Origin of the sequence: Streptomyces sp. NPDC001868, assembly GCF_040297125.1 — a bacterium.
In the GTDB taxonomy this organism is placed as follows: Bacteria; Actinomycetota; Actinomycetes; order Streptomycetales; family Streptomycetaceae; genus Streptomyces.
Genome location: NZ_JBEOYO010000058.1, coordinates 1 through 19696, shown reverse-complemented (window position 1 = coordinate 19696; position 19696 = coordinate 1). Strand labels below are relative to the sequence as shown.

Here is a 19696-nt window from a genome sequence, read left to right as displayed (position 1 = left end):
GACCTCATCCTGAAGGGCCGCCGCTGATGCGCTTCCTGCTGGACACCGAGCAGCGGGCGTTCGCCGAGTCGCTGGACGCCCTGCTGACGGCCGCCGACACACCGTCCGTCGTACGGGCCTGGGGGCGCGGGGAGCACGAGGCGGGGCGTGCGCTGTGGTCCCGTATCGCGGAGGCCGGCGTCTTCGCGCTGGCGGCGCCGGAGGCGTACGAGGGTCTCGGCCCCCTTCCCGTCGAACTGGCCGTCGCCTTCGTGGAGTTGGGGCGCCACGCGGTGCCAGGCCCCCTGGTGGAGACGGCCACGGCGGCGGTCCTCCTGGCCGGCCTGGAGGACCCGGGCCCGGCCAAGCGCCTGCTCCCGGCCCTGGTGTCCGGGGAGGCGCTGGCCACGGTGGCACCGTCACCGGGGGCGTACGCGCTGGACGGCGACGCGGCCACGACCCGCCTGTCCCTCGACCTGGACGCGGGCGAGCTCCGTCTCTCCCCTGGTCACGGCCCCGTCCGCTCCTCCCTGGACCCGGCCCGCCGCCTGACCCCGCTCTCCCCCGGCGGCGAGCTCCTCGCCACGCACCCGCCCTCCCTCGCCCAGGCCCTCGTCTGGGCCCGTCTCGCGGTAGCCGCCCAGGCCCTCGGCGTCGGGCTGGCCCTCCTGGACAGGACGGTGGCGTATGTCGGGCAGCGCACCCAGTTCGGGGTGCCCGTCGGCTCGTTCCAGGCGGTGAAGCACCGGCTGGCGGACGCGAAGGTGGCCCTGGAGTTCGCGCGCCCGCTGGTCTTCGGGGCGGCGCTCACCCTGGACCCGGCGGATGTGGCGGCGGCCAAGGTGACGGCGTGCGAGGCGGCGTACGCGACCGCGCGCACGGCGCTCCAGCTGCACGGCGCGATCGGGTACACGGCGGAGTACGACCTGTCGCTCTGGCTGACCAAGGCCCGTGCGCTGCTGACCGCGTGGGGCGACCCGGCCGCCTGCCGGAGCACGGTACTCAGTGGTGGTGCCCGCCGCCGCTGACCTCCCGATGCTCCCGATGTTCCCGATGGTCCTGGTACTCCTCGTACTCCTCGACCGTCGGTTTCGGGATCCGCGTCCCGGGCCCGAACATGGCGCGGGCGAGCCGTGCCCGCAGCCGGTCCCCGAGCCCGACCCGGCGCCGTACCCCGCCCGCGTCGACGACCGGCCCGACCTCGTACGGAGGGTCCTGCTCATGCTGCGTGAGCGAGAACAACCGCCCCTGGGAGAGCGGCTCGTGGACCTCGACGTACTCGCCGTGCGGGAGCCGCTTGATGATGCCGGTCTCACGGCCGTGCAGCACCGTGTCGCGGTCCCGGCGCTGCAACCCCAGACAGATCCGTTTCGTCACGACGAAGGCGACGACGGGCACCACGAAGAAGCCGATGCGGACGAACCAGGTGATGGCGTTGATGGAGAGGTGGAGACGGGTGGCGACGATGTCGTTGCCGCCGCCGATCAGCAGGACCCCGTAGAGACTCAGCCAGGCCACGCCGAGGCCGGTGCGGACGGGTGCGTTGCGGGGCCGGTCGAGGAGATGGTGCTCGCGTTTGTCGCCGGTGATCCAGGCCTCGACGAACGGATAGACACCGATGGCCAGCATGATCAGCGGGAAGAGCGAGAAGGGGATGAGGACGCCGAGGGCGAGGGTGTGCCCGAAGGCGTTGATCTCCCATCCCGGCATCACCCGGATCAGGCCTTCGGAGAAGCCGAGGTACCAGTCGGGCTGGGCGCCCGTGGTGACGAGATCGGGGCGGTAGGGCCCGAAGGCCCACACGGGGTTGATCGTCGCGATCGCGCCCATGAAGGTCAGCACACCGAAGACCAGGAAGAAGAAGCCGCCGGCCTTGGCCATGTAGACCGGCATGAACGGCATGCCGACCACCGACTTCTGGTCCCGTCCGGGCCCGGGGTACTGGGTGTGCTTGTGGTGGAAGACCAGGATCAGATGGGCGACGATCAGCGCCAGCATGATCCCGGGCAGCAGCAGCACATGGATCGGGAAGAGCCGCGAGATGATCTCGTGCCCCGGGAACTCCCCGCCGAACAGGAAGAACGACAGATACGTCCCGACGATCGGCACGGACAGGATGGCGCCCTGCGCGAAGCGGAGGCCGGTGCCGGAGAGCAGGTCGTCCGGGAGCGAGTAGCCGGTGAGTCCGGTGATGATGCCGAGGAACAGCAGGGTCCAGCCGAACGCCCAGTTCACCTCGCGCGGCTTGCGGAACGCGCCGGTGAAGAACACCCGCATCATGTGGACGAGCATCCCGGCGACGAAGACGAGCGCCGCCCAGTGGTGGATCTGCCGGATCAGCAGACCGCCGCGTACGTCGAAACTGATCTCCAGCGTGGATTCGTACGCCCTGGTCATCAGGACGCCGTTGAGCTGCTCGTACGTGCCGTTGTACTCGACCTGGGCGCCGCTCGGCTCGAAGAACAGGGTCAGCCAGACGCCGGTGAGGATCAGGACGAGGAAGCTGTAGAGGCAGATCTCGCCCAGCATGAAGGACCAGTGGTCCGGGAACACCTTGCGCAGATTGGCCTTGGCGATCCCATAGATCCCGAGCCGCCCGTCGGCCCAGTCGGCGACCCTCTCCCCCTTACCTGGCGCGGCACCTCTCCGGCCCCCGCCGACACCCTCCCCGACCGCCCGCACCCCGCCCATGCGTAGCCCTCCCCTCGGCTTTCCTCAGGGTGGCACGCACGTCCGACGATGTAAATGGGGCCCACTCCCCACTTCAGGCGCCGCTCACCGCACGATCCCCTGGGCCCGCGCCGCCACCAGCCACTTCGGGAACTCCCCCACCAGCCGGTCGTACAACTCCGCGTCCGACACGGCCCTCGGATCCGAACCGGCGTGGAAGAACCCGGCGTTGTCGACGACCCGCTTGCCCGGCACGGCCAACTCGTCGAGCCTGCGCAGGAAGTCGAACTGTTTGCTGTCGGGGTCGCCGAAGCCGATGAACTGCCAGAAGAGGGGGAGCTTGGCGGCCTTGCACACATACCGCTCCGCCGCGAGCTTGTTGACGGGCCCGCCGTCGGTCTGGAAGACGACGAGCGCCGGGGCCGTGGAGCCGCTGTCCACGTAGTGGTCGATGACGGCGTCCATGGCCAGGTGATAGCTGGTCTTCCCCATGTGCCCAAGCCCTGCCACGATCCGCTCGATCCTTCCCCGGTGGTCGGCGAGGGCGATGTCGCTCACGGCGTCGATGTCCGTCGAGAAGAAGACGACGGGCACCCGGCCGTCGTCGTCGAGATGGGCCGACAGCCCGAGCACCCGATCCGCGAGGGCCTGCACGCTGCCGTCCTTGTAGTAGGGCTTCATGGAGCCGCTGTGGTCGACGACCAGATAGACGGCGGCCCGGAGTTCGCCGACCCCGTGCTTGTCGAGAGAGACCCCGGCGGCCTTGTACAGGTCCACCAGCGCGGGGGCGGTCTCCCGCACCTTGCTGAGGCTGATCGCGGACATGGGGTCCTCCTGGCACTGAAGCGCGACGGAGATCCCGAGGCTAGGGCACTCCCCCTCACCGCACCCTCGCCGCCGTTCGCTATTTTGTTCGCCGCCGTCCTCACCGGCTCGTCATCAGCCCCGCACCCCCAAGGAGCCGGCCGTGGAACCCGAGTCCCCGTCGTCGTCCGAGCCCGCCGTCACCACCTGCTACCGCCACCCGAAAGTGGAGTCGTACGTCCGCTGCACCCGCTGCGAGCGGTTCATCTGCCCCGACTGCATGCGCGACGCGGCCGTGGGCCACCAGTGCCCGGAGTGCGTGAAGGAGGGCGCGAGAACGGTCCGCCAGGCCCGCACGGCGTTCGGCGGCCGTATCTCCACCGTCCCGCTGGTGACGTACGTCCTGATCGGCCTGAACGTCGTCGCCTACGTCGCCGAACTGCTCCGCCCCGCCGTCGTGGACGACTTCGCGATGCTGGGCCGGGGCCTGCTCGGCTCCGACGGCCTCCACTACGTCTGGCAGAGCGCCTACCCGGACGACTTCCACCTCGAAGGCGTGATCGACGGCGAGTGGTACCGCCTCCTCACCGGCGCCTTCCTCCATCTCCCGCCCACCGAGGGCACGTTCGGCATCCTCCACATCGTGATGAACATGGTCACGCTGTGGAATGTGGGCCGCGTAGTGGAGGCCCAACTCGGCCGCAGCCGCTATCTCGCCCTCTACCTCCTCTCCGCCCTCGGCGGCTCCGTCCTCGTGCTCCTCCTCGACCCCGACGCGACCACGGTCGGCGCCTCCGGCGCGATCTTCGGCGTCTGCACGGCGTACTACGTCCTGGCCCGCCGCCTGGGCGCCGACCCGGCAGGCATCAACCGCTTCATGGCGGGCCTGCTGGTGTGGCTGATCATCTCGGCGGTGGTGACGTCCTGGCAGGGCCACCTCGGCGGCCTGCTGACCGGCGGCCTGATCGCCCTCGCGTACGCGTACGCACCCCGGGACCGGCGGAGGGTGCTGGTGCAGGCGGGGGCGTGCGTCGCCGTGCTGGCGCTGTTGGTGGTGCTGGCGCTCGTGAAGGTCTCGGCGATGACGAGCTGACATGCGACGGCGCCTGCCCAGTCGTCCGGTCGGGGACTGGCGGGCAGGCGCCGTCTGTGTTCCGTACGCCGTTGTACGGGACGTATCAGGGGTCCGGGGTGATATCAGACCATCGGTGATCAGACCATCAGCGAGCGGTCCGTCGGCCGGATCGGCGCCGGCAGTTCGCTCGCGCCCGTGAGGAAGCGGTCGCAGCCCTGGGCCGCCGAGCGGCCCTCGGCGATCGCCCACACGATGAGCGACTGGCCTCGGCCCGCGTCACCGGCGACGAAGACGCCCGGCACGTTGGTCTGGAAGTCGGCGTCGCGGGCGATGTTGCCGCGCTCGTCGAGGTCCAGGCCGAACTGGTCCACGAGGCCGTTCTCGCGGTCCGTGCCGGTGAAGCCCATCGCCAGCGTGACCAGCTGGGCGGGGATCTTGCGCTCCGTACCCGGCTTCGGGGTCAGCCTGCCGTCGATGAACTCGACCTCGGTGAGGTGCAGGAACTGGACGTTGCCGTCCTCGTCGCCCTCGAAGTGGGTGGTGGAGACGGAGTAGACCCGCTCACCGCCCTCCTCGTGCGCGGAGGTGACCTTGTAGAGCATGGGGAAGGTCGGCCACGGCTGGTTCGCGGCACGGTCGTCGCCCGGGCGGGGCATGATCTCCAGCTGCGTCACGGAGGCCGCGCCCTGGCGGTGGGCGGTGCCCACACAGTCCGCGCCCGTGTCGCCGCCGCCGATGACCACGACGTGCTTGCCCTCGGCCGTGATGGGGGGCGCCACGAAGTCGCCCTCCTGCACCTTGTTGGCCAGCGGCAGGTACTCCATGGCCTGGTGGATGCCGTTCAGCTCGCGGCCGGGGACCGGGAGGTCACGGGCGGTGGTGGCGCCCGCGGCGATGACGACGGCGTCGTACCGCTTCTTCAGGTCCGTGGCCTTGAGGTCGCGGCCGATCTCGATGCCCGTACGGAAGCGGGTGCCCTCCGCGCGCATCTGCTCGATACGGCGGTTGATGTGCCGCTTCTCCATCTTGAACTCGGGGATGCCGTAGCGGAGCAGACCGCCGATGCGGTCCGCGCGCTCGTACACGGCGACCGTGTGGCCGGCCCGCGTCAGCTGCTGGGCGGCGGCGAGACCCGCCGGGCCCGAGCCGATGACCGCGACCGTCTTGCCGGACAGGCGCTCCGGGGCCTGGGGCGCGACATCGCCGCTGTCCCACGCCTTGTCGATGATCGAGACCTCGACGTTCTTGATGGTGACGGCCGGCTGGTTGATGCCGAGCACACACGCCGACTCGCAGGGAGCGGGGCACAGACGGCCCGTGAACTCCGGGAAGTTGTTCGTGGCGTGCAGCCGCTCGCTCGCCGCCGCCCAGTCCTCGCGGTAGGCGTAGTCGTTCCACTCGGGGATGAGGTTCCCGAGGGGACAGCCGTTGTGGCAGAACGGGATACCGCAGTCCATGCAGCGCGACGCCTGCTTGCTGATGATCGGCAGCAGGGAGCCGGGGACGTAGACCTCGTTCCAGTCCTTCAGCCGTACGTCGACGGGGCGGGACTTGGCGACCTCGCGCCCGTGGTTCAGAAAGCCCTTCGGGTCAGCCATTGATCGCCGCCTCCATCATCTTCTCGGTGATCTCGGTCTCGGAGAGACCTGCCTGCTCGGCGGCGGCCTTGGCGGCGAGCACAGCCTTGTACGTGCTGGGGATGATCTTGCTGAAGCGGGACACCGCCTCGGACCAGTCGGCGAGCAGCTTCTCGGCGACCGTCGAGCCGGTCTCCTCGGCGTGGCGGCGCACCACGTCGTGCAGCCACTGCTTGTCGGTGTCGTCGAGGGCCTCGATCGCGCCCACGTTGCCGACGTTGACGTTGTCGCGGTCCAGGTCGATGACGTACGCGATGCCGCCGGACATACCGGCCGCGAAGTTGCGGCCCGTCTCGCCGAGGACGACCGCGTGGCCGCCGGTCATGTACTCGCAGCCGTGGTCGCCCACGCCCTCGGACACCACCAGGGCGCCGGAGTTGCGGACACAGAACCGCTCGCCCGTACGACCGCGGAGGAACAGCTCGCCGCCGGTCGCGCCGTAGGCGATGGTGTTGCCCGCGATGGTCGAGAACTCGGCGAGGTGGTCGGCGCCCCGGTCCGGGCGGACGATCACACGGCCGCCGGAGAGGCCCTTGCCGACGTAGTCGTTGGCGTCGCCTTCGAGGCGCAGGGTGACACCGCGCGGGAGGAAGGCGCCGAAGGACTGGCCCGCCGAGCCGGTGAAGGTGATGTCGATGGTGTCGTCGGGGAGCCCTGCCCCGCCGAACTTCTTCGTCACCTCGTGGCCGAGCATCGTGCCGACCGTGCGGTTGATGTTGCGGACCTTGATCTGGGCGCGGACCGGCTGGGCGTCGGTGGCGTCCGAGGCGGCCAGCGCGTCGGCGGCGAGCTTGATCAGCTCGTTGTCGAGCGCCTTCTCCAGGCCGTGGTCCTGCTCGATGATCCGGTGGCGCACCGCGCCCTCGGGCAGCTCGGGCACGTGGAACAGCGGCTCCAGGTCCAGGCCCTGTGCCTTCCAGTGGTCGACCGCGCGGGCCACGTCGAGGGTCTCGGCGTGGCCGACGGCCTCCTCGATGGAGCGGAAGCCCAGCTCGGCGAGGATCTCGCGGACCTCCTCGGCGATGAACTCGAAGAAGTTCACGACGTACTCGGCCTTGCCCGCGAACCGGTCGCGGAGCTCCGGGTTCTGCGTGGCGATGCCGACCGGGCAGGTGTCCAGGTGGCAGACGCGCATCATGACGCAGCCGGAGACGACCAGCGGCGCGGTCGCGAAGCCGAACTCCTCGGCGCCGAGCAGCGCGGCGATGACGACGTCACGGCCGGTCTTCAGCTGGCCGTCGGTCTGGACGACGATCCGGTCGCGCAGGCCGTTGAGCAGCAGGGTCTGCTGGGTCTCGGCGAGGCCCAGCTCCCAGGGACCGCCGGCGTGCTTCAGCGAGGTGAGCGGCGAGGCGCCCGTACCGCCGTCGTGGCCGGAGATGAGGACGACGTCCGCGTGCGCCTTGGAGACACCCGCGGCGACGGTGCCGACGCCGACCTCCGAGACCAGCTTCACGTGGATCCGCGCCTGCGGGTTCGCGTTCTTCAGGTCGTGGATCAGCTGGGCGAGGTCCTCGATGGAGTAGATGTCGTGGTGCGGCGGCGGGGAGATGAGGCCCACGCCCGGCGTCGAGTGACGCGTCTTGGCGACCCACGGGTACACCTTGTGGCCGGGCAGCTGACCGCCCTCACCGGGCTTGGCGCCCTGGGCCATCTTGATCTGGATGTCGTCCGCGTTGACCAGGTACTCGCTCGTCACACCGAAGCGGCCGGAGGCGACCTGCTTGATGCTGGACCGGCGCGCCGGGTCGTACAGGCGGTCCGGGTCCTCGCCGCCCTCACCGGTGTTGGACTTGCCGCCCAACTGGTTCATGGCGATGGCGAGCGTCTCGTGCGCCTCCTTGGAGATGGAGCCGTACGACATGGCGCCGGTCGAGAACCGCTTGACGATCTCCGAGGTGGGCTCGACCTCGTCGATGGAGATCGGCTGACGGTCCCCGGTCTTGAAGCCGAACAGGCCGCGCAGCGTCATCAGGCGCTCGGACTGCTCGTTCACGCGGTCCGTGTACTTCTTGAAGATGTCGTAGCGGCGCGTACGCGTCGAGTGCTGGAGGCGGAAGACCGTCTCCGGGTCGAACAGGTGCGGCTCGCCCTCGCGGCGCCACTGGTACTCGCCGCCTATCTCCAGGGCGCGGTGGGCCGGCGCGATACCGCTGGCCGGGTACGCCTTGGCGTGGCGGGCGGCGACCTCCTTGGCGATGACGTCGATGCCGACGCCGCCGATCTTGGTGGCGGTGCCGTTGAAGTACTTCTCGACGAATTCGTCCGCGAGGCCGACGGCCTCGAAGACCTGGGCACCGCGGTAGGAGGCGACCGTGGAGATGCCCATCTTGGACATGACCTTGAGGACGCCCTTGCCGAGGGCGTAGATCAGGTTGCGGATGGCCTGCTCGGCCTCGATACCGGAGAGGAACGTTCCGGCGCGGACGAGGTCCTCGACGGACTCCATCGCCAGGTACGGGTTGACTGCCGCGGCGCCGAAGCCGATGAGCAGGGCGACGTGGTGGACCTCGCGGACGTCACCGGCCTCGACCAGCAGGCCCACCTGGGTGCGCTGCTTGGTGCGGATGAGGTGGTGGTGGACGGCCGCGGTGAGCAGCAGCGACGGGATCGGCGCGTGCTCGGCGTCCGAGTGGCGGTCGGAGAGGACGATCAGCCGGGCGCCGTTGTCGATGGCGGCGTCGGCCTCGGCGCAGATCTCCTCGATGCGCGCGGCGAGGGCGTCGCCGCCGCCGGAGACCCGGTAGAGCCCGGAGAGCGTGGCGGCCTTCATGCCGGGCATGTCGCCGTCGGCGTTGATGTGGATGAGCTTGGCCAGCTCGTCGTTGTCGATCACCGGGAACGGCAGGGTGACGCTGCGGCAGGACGCGGCGGTCGGCTCAAGGAGGTTGCCCTGCGGGCCGAGCGAGGAGCGCAGCGAGGTCACCAGCTCTTCGCGGATCGCGTCCAGCGGCGGGTTGGTGACCTGCGCGAACAGCTGGGTGAAGTAGTCGAAGAGCAGACGCGGGCGCGCGGACAGCGCGGCGATCGGCGAGTCGGTGCCCATCGAACCGAGCGGCTCGCCACCGGTCTTGGCCATCGGCGCGAGGATGATGCGCAGCTCCTCCTCGGTGTAGCCGAAGGTCTGCTGGCGGCGGGTGACCGAGGCGTGGGTGTGCACGATGTGCTCGCGCTCGGGCAGGTCGGAGAGCTCGATCTCCCCGGCCTCCAGCCACTCGGCGTACGGCTGCTCGGCGGCGAGGCCGGCCTTGATCTCGTCGTCCTCGATGATGCGGTGCTCGACGGTGTCGACGAGGAACATCCGGCCGGGCTGCAGCCGGCCCTTGCGGACGACCTTGGCGGGGTCGATGTCGAGGACGCCGACCTCGGAGCCGAGGACGACGAGGCCGTCGTCGGTGACCCAGTAGCGGCCGGGGCGAAGGCCGTTGCGGTCGAGGACCGCGCCGACCTGCTTGCCGTCGGTGAAGGTGACACAGGCCGGGCCGTCCCAGGGCTCCATCATCGTGGAGTGGAACTGGTAGAAGGCGCGGCGGGCCGGGTCCATGGAGTCGTGGTTCTCCCACGCCTCCGGGATCATCATCAGCACGGAGTGCGGCAGGGTGCGGCCGCCGAGGTGGAGCAGTTCGAGGACCTCGTCGAAGGACGCCGAGTCGGAGGCGTCCGGCGTACAGATCGGGAAGATCCGGTTCAGGGTCTCCTGACCACCGAAGAGGTCGGAGGTGAGCTGGGACTCGCGGGCGACCATCCAGTTGCGGTTGCCCTTGACCGTGTTGATCTCGCCGTTGTGCGCGACGAAGCGGTACGGGTGGGCGAGCGGCCACGACGGGAAGGTGTTCGTGGAGAACCGGGAGTGCACGAGCGCGATCGCGGAGGCGAAGCGGCGGTCGGACAGGTCGGGGAAGAAGGGCTCCAGCTGGCCGGTGGTCAGCATGCCCTTGTAGACGATCGTCCGCGCGGAGAGCGAGGGGAAGTAGACGTCGACCTCGCGTTCGGCGCGCTTGCGCAGCACGAAGCTCTTGCGGTCGAGGTCGATGCCCGTGGCGGGCGTGGCGCCGCCGTCGGAGACGAAGACCTGACGGAAGGAGGGCATCGTCGAGCGGGCGGTGGCGCCGAGCAGCTCGGGGGCGACGGGCACGTCGCGCCAGCCGAGGACGGTCAGGCCCTCCTCGGCCGCGATGGCCTCGATACGGGCGACGGCGTCCTCGGTGCCCTCGTCGGGCAGGAAGGCGGTGCCGACGGCGTACGAGCCGGCCTCGGGCAGCTCGAATCCGGCCACCTCACGGAAGAACGCGTCGGGAACCTGCGAGAGAATGCCGGCGCCGTCCCCCGAGTCGGGCTCCGAGCCGGTCGCGCCGCGGTGCTCCAGGTTGCGAAGAACCGTGAGCGCCTGCTCGACCAGCGCATGGCTCGCCTCGCCGGTGAGGGTGGCCACGAAGCCGACGCCACAGGCGTCGTGCTCGTTGCGGGGGTCGTACATACCCTGCGCAGCAGGGCGAGCATCCATGAAGGACCACTTCTGGCCATTCGCGGAGTGCTGGGACGGCTGGCGCGGCGTACGCATCGGCTCTCCCGTCGTCGTCATCTGGCATATGCGATTGCCGAGGGACGACGCTGGCCCTCTGCGGAAAGTGCAAAATTTCGTGCAGGTTACATGATGGAACGATTCTCGGGAACCGGATACTTCGTCCCAACATGCGGACGCCACGCACGCGGAGGGGGTGCCGCGCACGGTGGCGAGATCAAGGGGGTCGACCGGACAGATCGATGTCGGTCGGCCAGGGGGCGCAGGAGGCGTCGTCGCCCACTACTTCAGGTGCTGTGCAGGCGTCATTGCCTGTGGCGCTTACGGCTCATGCCCAGCGGTTAAGCATTCGAAACCGCGTAGTAACGACTACTTATACGGTCCCGCGCATACGTAGCCATCCGATCCATCATACGGCCGCCCCGAACAGGCTGCCCAGGGCGTACGTCACACCCGCCGCGGCACCCCCGAGGGCGAGCTGCCGCAGTCCGCTGAACCACCAGGTTCTGGCCGTCACCCTGGCCACCACCGCACCGCACCCGAAGAGCCCCACGAGCGCCACCAGCACGGCGGGCCACAGCGCGCCCGCGCCGAGCAGATACGGCAGTACGGGCAGCAGGGCGCCCAGCGCGAAGGCGCCGAAGCTCGACACGGCGGCGACGGCGGGCGAGGGCAGGTCGCCGGGGTCGATGCCCAGCTCCTCGCGGGCGTGGATCTCCAGGGCCTGCTCGGGATCGCGCGAGAGCTGTCTCGCCACCTCCCGGGCGAGCCCGGACTCGACCCCACGACTCTCGTAGAGCGCGGCCAGCTCCTTCTCCTCGTCCTTGGGGTGTTTGCGCAACTCCCGGCGCTCGACGTCGAGTTCGGCCTCGACGAGTTCCCGCTGCGAGGCCACGGAGGTGTATTCGCCGGCGGCCATGGAGAAGGCCCCGGCGGCGAGCCCCGCGAGGCCGGCGACGACGACCGCCTCCCGGCCGGCCGATCCGCCCGCGACACCGGTCATCAGCGCCAGGTTGGACACGAGCCCGTCCATCGCCCCGAACACGGCGGGCCGCAACCAGCCGCCGTTCACGTCCCGGTGGGTGTGGTTGTCGCGGTGCGCCTCGTGCAACGCCGCCTCGGTGTCGATGATCGCCACGATCCAAGCCCCTTTCCTCACGTTTCTCGATGTCGAACGTACGCTCGGAAAATCGCTTCTGCCAGCAAGGAAGGCCGTACTTACCCGGGTTGGCGGTTGTTCGAGAAACCCTCGCCGCTCATTCGTACATGGCTCTGCACAGATGTCGACCGGGTGATACGTGAGCGTTCCCGCGCCGGTGAGGCACCCGATGTGGGAGAGATCTTCACAGAGAAATCTTCAGAGCGGATCAACTGCCCACAGGGCCAGAGAGCTGCCCACCGGGCCAGAGAGGCGACCGTATGCCTTCCATCGCCTGCATTCCCTCGGTCCCGGCGCCCGGGGACGCCGCCGTCCTGCGCGAGCGGGCGCGGGGGGCCATGCTGGGGCTCGCCGTCGGGGACGCGCTGGGGGCGCCCGCCGAGAACATGAAACCCTCCGAGATCCGCGCACGCTGGGGGCGCATCACGGGGTACGTGGCCGAGAACCCGTCGGGCACGGACGACACCGAGTACGCCATCTTCTCCGGGCTGCTGCTGGCCCGGCACGGTTCGGCACTCACCGTCACACATGTGGAGACGGCCTGGCACCAGTGGATCGCGGACCGGGACGAGGGCCCGTTCCGGGGCGCCGGCTTCAGCGAACGCGGCACCCTGGAGAACCTCCGCCGGGGCCTCGCCGCGCCGATCTCCGCCCAGCACCGGCACGCCTGGAGCGACGGACTGGCCATGCGCGCGGCCCCCTTCGGCGTCTTCGCGGCGGGCCGCCCGGCGGAGGCCGCCCGGCTGGTCGCCATCGACGGCTCGGTCAGCCACGACGGCGAGGGCATCTACGGCGGCCAGGCGGTCGCGGCGGGCGTGGCGGCGGCGATGGCGGGCGCCCCCACGATCGCGGTCGTGGCCTCCGCCCTCGCCGTGGTCCCGGACGACTCCTGGACGGCCCGTTCCCTGCGCCGGGCGGTGGCCGTCGCCCACCGCGGCGAACGCGCGGTCCGCTCCGCCGTCGTCATCGGCGGCTACCCCTGGACCGACCTCGCCCCCGAGGCCGTGGCCCTCGCCTTCGGCGCCTACGCGGCGGCCGACGGCGACTTCACCGAGTCGGTGCTGACGGCGGTGAACATGGGCCGCGACGCCGACACGACCGCCGCCGTCGCCGGCGCCCTGGCCGGAGCGACCCGGGGCGCCTCCGCGATCCCGCCCGAGTGGACCACCGCCATCGGCCCGGCGAGAGGCAGCTGCCTCCCCTCCATGGCCGGCCACCACGTCCTGGACGTGGCCGAACTCCTGGTCCCCGGCGAGGGCGGCAAGTGGGGCACCACCCCGACCCTGTTCCCCCTGGCCCCGGCCACCACAACGGAGACCCCGTCATGACCCCACCGACACCGTGGGACGACAGCACACCGGCTGCTCCGACCACACCGGCCGCCCCCTCCACACCCGGTGGCCCATCGACACCGGCCGCCCCCTCGGCAACCGACACCGCACCCACGACCACGGCGCAACCCATCCACGCGGACCTCACGCCCACGGCGCAACCGATCCACGCGGACCTCACGCCCACGACGCGACCGATCCACGCCGATCTCACGCCCACGACGCAGCCCCTCGCCCCCACGCCCACGACCAAGCCGATCGACACCGCACCCGCCGCGCCGGCTCAGCCGACCACCCCCACACCCGCAGTCGCCGACGGCGAGGCCGCCCCACAGGGGCCACCCGCACTCGACGACGAATGCCGCACGGGCGGTGCGGGTGGGAAAACCGACCCGGCCGAAGGCGAAGCCGAGGCCGGACACGCGCCCCGCCCCCCGGAGGGCACCCGCATCGAGGGCCTCCTGCTGGGCCTAGCCGCAGGCGACGCCGCCGGCTGGCCCGCCGCCCGCCACCGCGCCGCCCGCATGCCGGAATGGACCCGCCGCCTCACCCGCGAACTCGACACCTTCGCCGAACAGAACGCGACGACCACCCTCCCCGTCCCCATCGCCCTCAACCAACCCCCCGAGCCCCTCCGCCTCGGCCCCTCCGACGACGCCGAATGGGCGGCCTTCGCCGCGGAGGCCCTCCTCCGCGCCGGCGACGCCGCCGCCCTCGGCGACCTCAGCCTGGAACGCCGCACCCGCGCCTCCATCGATCTCTCCTGGAACGCCGTGGCCAGCGAGATCGCCGCCGCCGCCGAACGCGCCCCCGAGGTCGAGTCCGCCGTACTCCCCTTGCGCGCCCGTATCTCCGTACGCGCCGGCCTCGGCAACCTCGCCACCGGCCTGCGCCCACCCGCCACCGGCCACGACAACCCCCACTACTTCGACGACGCGGCCTGCGTACGCGCCTGCGTCCTGGCCGTGGCCCACCCCGGCGACCCACGCCGCGCCGCCGACCTCGCCGAGTTCGACGCCCGCTACACCCAGGACGGCGACGGCGTGCACGGCGCACGCGCGATGGCCGCGGCGCTCGCGCTGGCGCTCGTCGGCGCGAACGTCGACGACTGCACGGCGGCGGCCCTGGCCGAACTCCCCGCCGAGACGGAGATCGGCCGCAACGCCCGCCACGCCCTGGACCTCGCCCACCGCCACAAAAAAGAAGGAACATTCGCTCTGGTCCCGCTCCTGGAGCACCAGATCGTCGACCACGTCTACAGCTACGGCATCGCCGCCGCCGAGACCGTCCCCGTGGCCCTCGCCCTGGCCACCGCCGCCGACGGCCGGATCGCCGAGGCCGTGCCCGCCGCCGCCTGTCTCTCCCGTGTCGCCGACTCCGCCCCGGCCCTCGCCGGCGCCCTGACCGGCGCGCTCAGCGGCGGCACCGCCATCCCCGACTCCTGGCGGGACGCCTGCCGCACCCTCTCCGGCTGCGCCCTCCCCCGCCTCACGGGCACCGATCTCGTACACCTCGCCGAACTTCTCGCAGCCACGGAACTCGCCGTCCCAGGAGGATGATTCGGGCATGACGCCCTCAAACGAACCCCCCACCGCAGTGCCCCGCGCAGAGCGTGTCACCGCGGCGACCGCCGCGACCGCAGCGACCACGGCGACCACGGCGACTCTCGAAGAACGCATCACCGGCGCCCTGGTCGGCGCCGCCGTCGGCGACGCCCTCGGCGGCCCGGTCGAGGGCTACACCCCGGAGCAGATCCTCGAACGCCACGGCGGCCGCGTCCACGGCATCGTCGGCCCCTGGAACGGCGACGCCTGGCGCACCGCCCGCCCCATCGCCCCGTACCACAAGGGCGACGGCCACGTCACCGACGACACCTTGATGACCCACGCGCTGGTACGGGTGTACGACCGCGTCCGCGACCACCTCGACGCCTACTCCGTCGCCGAGCACCTGGTGCCGGACATGATGACCACCCCGCGCTGGATCCCCGAGCTGGAGGCGGAGGCCCTCCCCCTCCAACGGGTCTTCCTCGCCGAGAAGTGGCTCGTCGCCCGTATCCACTACGGCCACATCGACCCCCGAGAGGCCGGCACCGGAAACATCGTCAACTGCGGTGCGGCGATGTACATGGCCCCCGTCGGCCTGGTCAACGCGGCCGATCCGCCGGGCGCGTACGCCGAGGCGCTCGACATCGCGGGCGCCCACCAGTCGTCGTACGGCAGGGAGGCGGCGGGCGTGTTCGCGGCGGCGGTCGCGGCGGCGTGCACGCCGGGCGCCACCGCCGAGTCGGTGATCGAGACCTGCCTCGCCGTGGCGAAGGACGGCACCCGCGCGGCGATCGAGTCGGTGTGCGAAGTGGCCGGCCGCCACACGGACTTCGAGTCGGCGCTACGGCCGCTGCGCGAGGCGGTCACCCCCTTCGACACGGTCGGCCCCGACTACCGCGCCCCCTCCCTCGGCGCCCGCCGCCCCTCCCGGCTGCACGCGATCGAGGAACTCCCCATCGCCCTGGGCATGTTGCTCGTGGCCCGCGGCGACTACCGCCACGCGGTGCTGGGTTCGGTGAACTACGGCCGTGACTGCGACTCGATCGCCACGATGTCCGGCGCCCTCGCCGGCGCGCTGGGCTCGGAGATCCCGGCCGACTGGGCCAAGACGGTGTCCGAGGCGAGCCGCCTGGACCTCCACGCCCCCGCCACGACGCTGACGGAGGTCACCCTCCAGATCCACACCCGGGACGTGGAGCGCCGCCGCGCCCACGAGGCCGCCTTCACCACCCTGGCCCGCGTCCGGTGACCCCCCTCCGCCTCACCTGGGTCCAACCGGAGGACCTCCTCGGCCACGAACTCCACCAGGCCCGCCAGGACGGCCGCGAACCCGCGGCCATCGCCGCCCGCTGGCGCGCGGCGGGCGGCCCCCCGGCCCCCCTCCGCGCCGGCGCCTCCCCCCACCGCGCCTCCCGCTACCTCCGCCAACTCGCCGAGGACTTGCTGGACGAACTGGCGGACCTGCCAAGCGCGTTGACGGACCACGAGCCGACGGACCTGAACAGAATCAAGGCCCAGTGCCCGAACTGGCCTACACCCGTTCCTTCTGCGGGCAGTCGTGCCGCTGGGGCGGCACGGGTGGGCGCAGACGGCACCTCGCCACCGCCGAGCAGCGGAACCCACCCCACCCCAGCCACGTACACGCAGCGCCTGGAAGCCGCCTGGCTCGGCCGCGCCGCCGGCTGCCTCCTGGGCAAACCCGTCGAGAAGCTCCCCCTCCCCGCCATCCGCCAACTCGCCGAAGCCACCGGCAACTGGCCCCTCACCACCTGGTTCACCGCCCGAGGCGTCCCCGAGGACCTCCTCACCGCCCACCCCTGGAACCGCCGCTCCGCCTCCACCTCCCTCGCCGAGAACATCGACGGCATGCCCGAGGACGACGACCTCAACTACCCCCTCCTCAACCTCCTCCTCCTGAACCGCCACGGCCGCGACTTCACCACCACCGACGTGGCCACCCTCTGGCTGGACGAACTCCCCGCCGGCCGCACCTTCACCGCCGAACGCATCGCCTACCGCAACCTCCTCACCGGCATCGACCCTCCGCACACCGCCCGCCACCGCAACCCGTTCCGCGAATGGATCGGCGCCCTGATCCGCGCCGACGTCCACGGCTGGACCAACCCCGGCGACCCGGCCACCGCCGCCGAACAGGCCCACCGGGACGCCACCCTCACCCACACCGCGAACGGCGTCTACGCGGCGATGTTCGTCGCGGCCACCATCGCGGAGGCAGCCGCAGCAGGCGAAAGCGGCACCGGAGCCAGCACCGGCGCAAGCGCAAGCACAGGCACAGGCACAGGCACCCACGACATCCACCACTGTCTGCGCACAGGCCTCAAGGTCGTCCCCCCGAACTCCCGCCTGGCGAAGGCGATCACCCACGCGCTCCAACTCACCACCGACCACCACGACTTCGACACGGTCGTCGACGAACTCCACGCCACCTACGCCGACCACCACTGGGTACACGCCATCCCCAACACGGCCCTGCTCACCGCCGCCCTCACCCACGCGGACGGCGACTTCACGGCCTCCATCTGCCGCGCGGTGTCCGGCGGTTGGGACACCGACTCCAACGGCGCGACGGCGGGCAGCATCGCCGGCCTGCTGACCGGCTCCCCGACCGCGCTCCCCGACCGCTGGACGGCCCCCCTCAAGAACCGCCTGGCCACCTCGATCGCCGACTTCAACGGCATCGGCTTCGACACCCTGGCCCACCTCACCCTCCGGGAGACCCCCCACCCATGACGCAGGCGCCACCCACGACCCAGGCGTACGACCCCCCGCTCTCCCACCTCCGTGTCCTCGACCTCGCCACCCTCTTCGCCGGCCCCCTCGCCGCCACCATGCTCGGCGACTTCGGCGCGGAGGTCATCAAGATCGAGCACCCCACGAAGCCGGACCCGTCCCGGGGCCACGGCCCGTCGAAGGACGGCGTGGGCCTGTGGTGGAAGCTGCTGGGCCGCAACAAGCGCACCCTGACGCTGAACCTCTCCACCCCCGGCGGCCGGGACACCCTCCTCCGCCTCGCCGCCACCGCCGATGTGATCATCGAGAACTTCCGCCCCGGCACCCTGGAGAAATGGGGCCTGGGCTGGCAGGAACTGTCGGCGGCGAACCCGCGTCTGGTCCTCGCCCGTGTCACCGGCTTCGGCCAGTTCGGACCGTACGCGCACCGCCCCGGCTTCGGCACGCTCGCCGAGGCGATGAGCGGCTTCGCCGCGATCACCGGCGAGCCGGACGCCCCGCCGGTCCTGCCCCCGTTCGGCCTGGCCGACTCGATCGCGGGCCTGGCGACGGCGTACGCGGTGATGACCGCGCTCGCCGCGCGTGACCGTACCGGCGAGGGGCAGACGGTCGACATGGCGATCATCGAGCCGATCCTCACCGTCCTCGGCGCCCAGCCCCTCTGGTACGACCAGCTCGGCCACGTCCAGCCCCGCACGGGCAACCGCTCCGCCAACAACGCGCCCCGCAACACCTACCGCACGGCGGACGGCTCCTGGGTGGCCGTCTCCACCTCGGCGCAGTCGATCGCGGAACGGGTGATGCGCCTGGTCGGGCGCCCCGAGCTGATCGACGAGCCCTGGTTCGGCTCGGGCGCCGAGCGGGCCCGGCACGCGGACATCCTGGACGAGGCGGTCGGCGCGTGGATCGCCCGCCACACCCGCGAGGAGGTCATCGAGGTGTTCGAGAAGGCGGAGGCGGCGGTCGCTCCCATCCAGGACATCAGGGAGGTGATGACCGACCCGCAGTACCGGGCCCTGGACACGATCACGACCGTCGACGACCCCGACCTCGGGCCCCTGCGTATGCAGAACGTCCTCTTCCGTCTCTCCGCCACCCCCGGCGCGATCCGCTGGGCGGGCCGCGCGCACGGCGCCGACACGGACGCGATCCTGACCGAACTGGGCCTGTCGGGACCGGACATCGCCACCCTCCGTCAGGAGGGCGCCCTGTGACCCCGCCGACGGCGCCCCTCCCCCTGACCTGGCTGTACGTCCCCGGCGACCGCCCGGAGGTGGTCACCAAGGCCCTGGCCTCCGGCGCGGACGTGGTGATCGTGGACCTGGAGGACGCGGTGGCCCCCGACCGCAAGGCCTACGCCCGCGCGGCCACGGCCGAACTCCTTTCGGCCCCGCCGCCCGTTCCGGTCCACGTCCGTGTGAACGCCCTGGACACCCCGGAGGCGGAGAGCGACCTCAAGACCCTCTCCCCGCTCTCCGGCCTGACCGCCCTCCGTCTCCCGAAGATCACGTCCCCCGACGAGGTCGCGAGGGTCGCGGAACGCACCGCGCCCGCGGAAGGCGGAGCGATCCCCCTGTACGCCCTCCTCGAATCGGCGCTGGGTGTGGAACGGGCGTACGACATCGCCGTCGCCCACCCCGCCCTGCGCGGCATCGCCCTCGGTGAGGCGGACCTCCGCGCGGATCTGGGCGCCTGCCACGAGCGGGCCCTCGACTGGCCCCGCTCACGCGTGGTCGTGGCGGCCCGTGCCGCGGGGCTCCCCTCCCCCGCGCAGTCCATCTACCCGGACACGAAGGACCTCGAAGGTCTGGCGTCCTCGTCCGCGCGCGGTCGTGCCCTCGGCTTCTTCGGGCGGGCCGCCCTCCATCCCCGCCAGCTTCCGGTGATCGAACGCGCCTACATCCCCACCCCGCAGGAGGTGGAATCGGCCGAGGAAACCCTGCGAGCCGCCACCACGGCCCCCGGCGCCCAGGCCCTCCCCGACGGCCGCTTCATCGACCCGGCCGTAGTCGCCGCCGCCCACAGAACCCTCACCCTGGCCAACCGCCCCATCAAACACTGATCCGCCCCCGCCGCCCCCTACCCATTCCCATCCCCAGGGGCTGCGCCCCTTCGACCCCCAAGGCGCGCCTCCGGTGGGGGCTGGTCGCGCAGTTCCCCGCAGCCCCTGAAAAAGCAGGGGCTGCGCCCCGTGCTTTTTCAACGGCCCGCAGGGGCCGTT

13 protein-coding genes are annotated in these 19696 nt (G+C 71.5%); 8 read left to right on the top strand and 5 right to left on the bottom strand.

Going from position 1 to position 19696, the window contains the following annotated elements:
- Positions 1-26 precede the first annotated feature (26 nt).
- Positions 27-1007 (top strand): acyl-CoA dehydrogenase family protein, encoded by a 981-nt coding sequence (locus ABT147_RS39505; RefSeq protein ID WP_351415648.1) that lies wholly within the window; start codon positions 27-29, stop codon positions 1005-1007.
- Here ABT147_RS39505 and qcrB read toward each other — a convergent pair.
- Both qcrB and ABT147_RS39495 read right to left on the bottom strand, forming a co-directional pair.
- Positions 982-2670 (bottom strand): cytochrome bc1 complex cytochrome b subunit, encoded by a 1689-nt coding sequence (qcrB, locus tag ABT147_RS39500; RefSeq protein ID WP_351415645.1) that lies wholly within the window; start codon positions 2668-2670, stop codon positions 982-984. The genes ABT147_RS39505 and qcrB overlap by 26 nt on opposite strands.
- An 84-nt stretch (positions 2671-2754) precedes the next feature.
- Positions 2755-3474, bottom strand: coding sequence for a vWA domain-containing protein (locus ABT147_RS39495; RefSeq protein ID WP_351415643.1), 720 nt, complete (start codon positions 3472-3474; stop codon positions 2755-2757).
- Positions 3475-3616: 142 nt separating this feature from the next.
- Between ABT147_RS39495 and ABT147_RS39490 the strand changes: the two genes are divergently transcribed.
- Positions 3617-4546 carry a rhomboid family intramembrane serine protease gene (locus tag ABT147_RS39490; RefSeq protein ID WP_351415640.1) on the top strand — a complete coding sequence of 310 codons (930 nt, stop codon included), beginning with the start codon at positions 3617-3619 and terminating at the stop codon, positions 4544-4546.
- 119 nt (positions 4547-4665) lie between these two features.
- Here the strand turns inward: ABT147_RS39490 and ABT147_RS39485 are convergent, their stop codons facing one another.
- The 3 genes from ABT147_RS39485 to ABT147_RS39475 form a co-directional block, all read right to left on the bottom strand.
- A complete protein-coding gene (locus ABT147_RS39485) occupies positions 4666-6126 on the bottom strand; it encodes a glutamate synthase subunit beta (protein ID WP_351415637.1) in 1461 nt (486 codons plus the stop codon).
- Complete coding sequence (gltB, locus tag ABT147_RS39480; RefSeq protein WP_351415722.1) at positions 6119-10726, bottom strand: glutamate synthase large subunit; 4608 nt, start codon at positions 10724-10726, stop codon at positions 6119-6121. Before gltB ends, ABT147_RS39485 begins: the two co-directional genes overlap by 8 nt.
- A 370-nt stretch (positions 10727-11096) precedes the next feature.
- Positions 11097-11825 carry a VIT1/CCC1 transporter family protein gene (locus ABT147_RS39475; protein WP_351415636.1) on the bottom strand — a complete coding sequence of 243 codons (729 nt, stop codon included), beginning with the start codon at positions 11823-11825 and terminating at the stop codon, positions 11097-11099.
- A gap of 281 nt (positions 11826-12106) precedes the next feature.
- Between ABT147_RS39475 and ABT147_RS39470 the strand changes: the two genes are divergently transcribed.
- Genes ABT147_RS39470 through ABT147_RS39445 form a run of 6 tightly spaced genes read left to right on the top strand, consistent with a single transcriptional unit; the run spans position 12107 to position 19537 of the window.
- The gene (locus ABT147_RS39470) at positions 12107-13174 is read left to right on the top strand and encodes an ADP-ribosylglycohydrolase family protein (RefSeq protein WP_351415633.1); all 1068 of its coding nucleotides are present in this window, start codon (positions 12107-12109) and stop codon (positions 13172-13174) included.
- The gene (locus tag ABT147_RS39465) at positions 13171-14736 is read left to right on the top strand and encodes an ADP-ribosylglycohydrolase family protein (RefSeq protein WP_351415631.1); all 1566 of its coding nucleotides are present in this window, start codon (positions 13171-13173) and stop codon (positions 14734-14736) included. The genes ABT147_RS39470 and ABT147_RS39465 overlap by 4 nt, the downstream gene beginning before the upstream one ends.
- Positions 14737-14743: 7 nt before the next feature.
- A complete protein-coding gene (locus tag ABT147_RS39460) occupies positions 14744-15973 on the top strand; it encodes an ADP-ribosylglycohydrolase family protein (protein WP_351415628.1) in 1230 nt (409 codons plus the stop codon).
- Positions 15970-17475: an ADP-ribosylglycohydrolase family protein gene (locus ABT147_RS39455; protein WP_351415626.1), complete on the top strand. Its 1506-nt coding sequence runs from the start codon at positions 15970-15972 to the stop codon at positions 17473-17475. The genes ABT147_RS39460 and ABT147_RS39455 overlap by 4 nt, the downstream gene beginning before the upstream one ends.
- Positions 17472-18689 carry a CaiB/BaiF CoA transferase family protein gene (locus ABT147_RS39450; protein ID WP_351415624.1) on the top strand — a complete coding sequence of 406 codons (1218 nt, stop codon included), beginning with the start codon at positions 17472-17474 and terminating at the stop codon, positions 18687-18689. The genes ABT147_RS39455 and ABT147_RS39450 overlap by 4 nt, the downstream gene beginning before the upstream one ends.
- Positions 18686-19537: an HpcH/HpaI aldolase/citrate lyase family protein gene (locus ABT147_RS39445; RefSeq protein ID WP_351415621.1), complete on the top strand. Its 852-nt coding sequence runs from the start codon at positions 18686-18688 to the stop codon at positions 19535-19537. The genes ABT147_RS39450 and ABT147_RS39445 overlap by 4 nt, the downstream gene beginning before the upstream one ends.
- Positions 19538-19696 lie beyond the last annotated feature (159 nt).

What these genes read in the sequence shown, in the direction of transcription:
- gltB (WP_351415722.1), bottom strand. Translation starts at nt 10,726, where the DNA reads ATGCGTACGCCGCGCCAGCCGTCCCAGCACTCCGCGAATGGCCAGAAG.
- ABT147_RS39460 (WP_351415628.1), top strand. Translation starts at nt 14,744, where the DNA reads ATGACGCCCTCAAACGAACCCCCCACCGCAGTGCCCCGCGCAGAGCGT.
- qcrB (WP_351415645.1), bottom strand. Translation starts at nt 2,670, where the DNA reads ATGGGCGGGGTGCGGGCGGTCGGGGAGGGTGTCGGCGGGGGCCGGAGA.
- ABT147_RS39450 (WP_351415624.1), top strand. Translation starts at nt 17,472, where the DNA reads ATGACGCAGGCGCCACCCACGACCCAGGCGTACGACCCCCCGCTCTCC.
- ABT147_RS39505 (WP_351415648.1), top strand. Translation starts at nt 27, where the DNA reads ATGCGCTTCCTGCTGGACACCGAGCAGCGGGCGTTCGCCGAGTCGCTG.
- ABT147_RS39465 (WP_351415631.1), top strand. Translation starts at nt 13,171, where the DNA reads ATGACCCCACCGACACCGTGGGACGACAGCACACCGGCTGCTCCGACC.
- ABT147_RS39470 (WP_351415633.1), top strand. Translation starts at nt 12,107, where the DNA reads ATGCCTTCCATCGCCTGCATTCCCTCGGTCCCGGCGCCCGGGGACGCC.
- ABT147_RS39485 (WP_351415637.1), bottom strand. Translation starts at nt 6,126, where the DNA reads ATGGCTGACCCGAAGGGCTTTCTGAACCACGGGCGCGAGGTCGCCAAG.
- ABT147_RS39495 (WP_351415643.1), bottom strand. Translation starts at nt 3,474, where the DNA reads ATGTCCGCGATCAGCCTCAGCAAGGTGCGGGAGACCGCCCCCGCGCTG.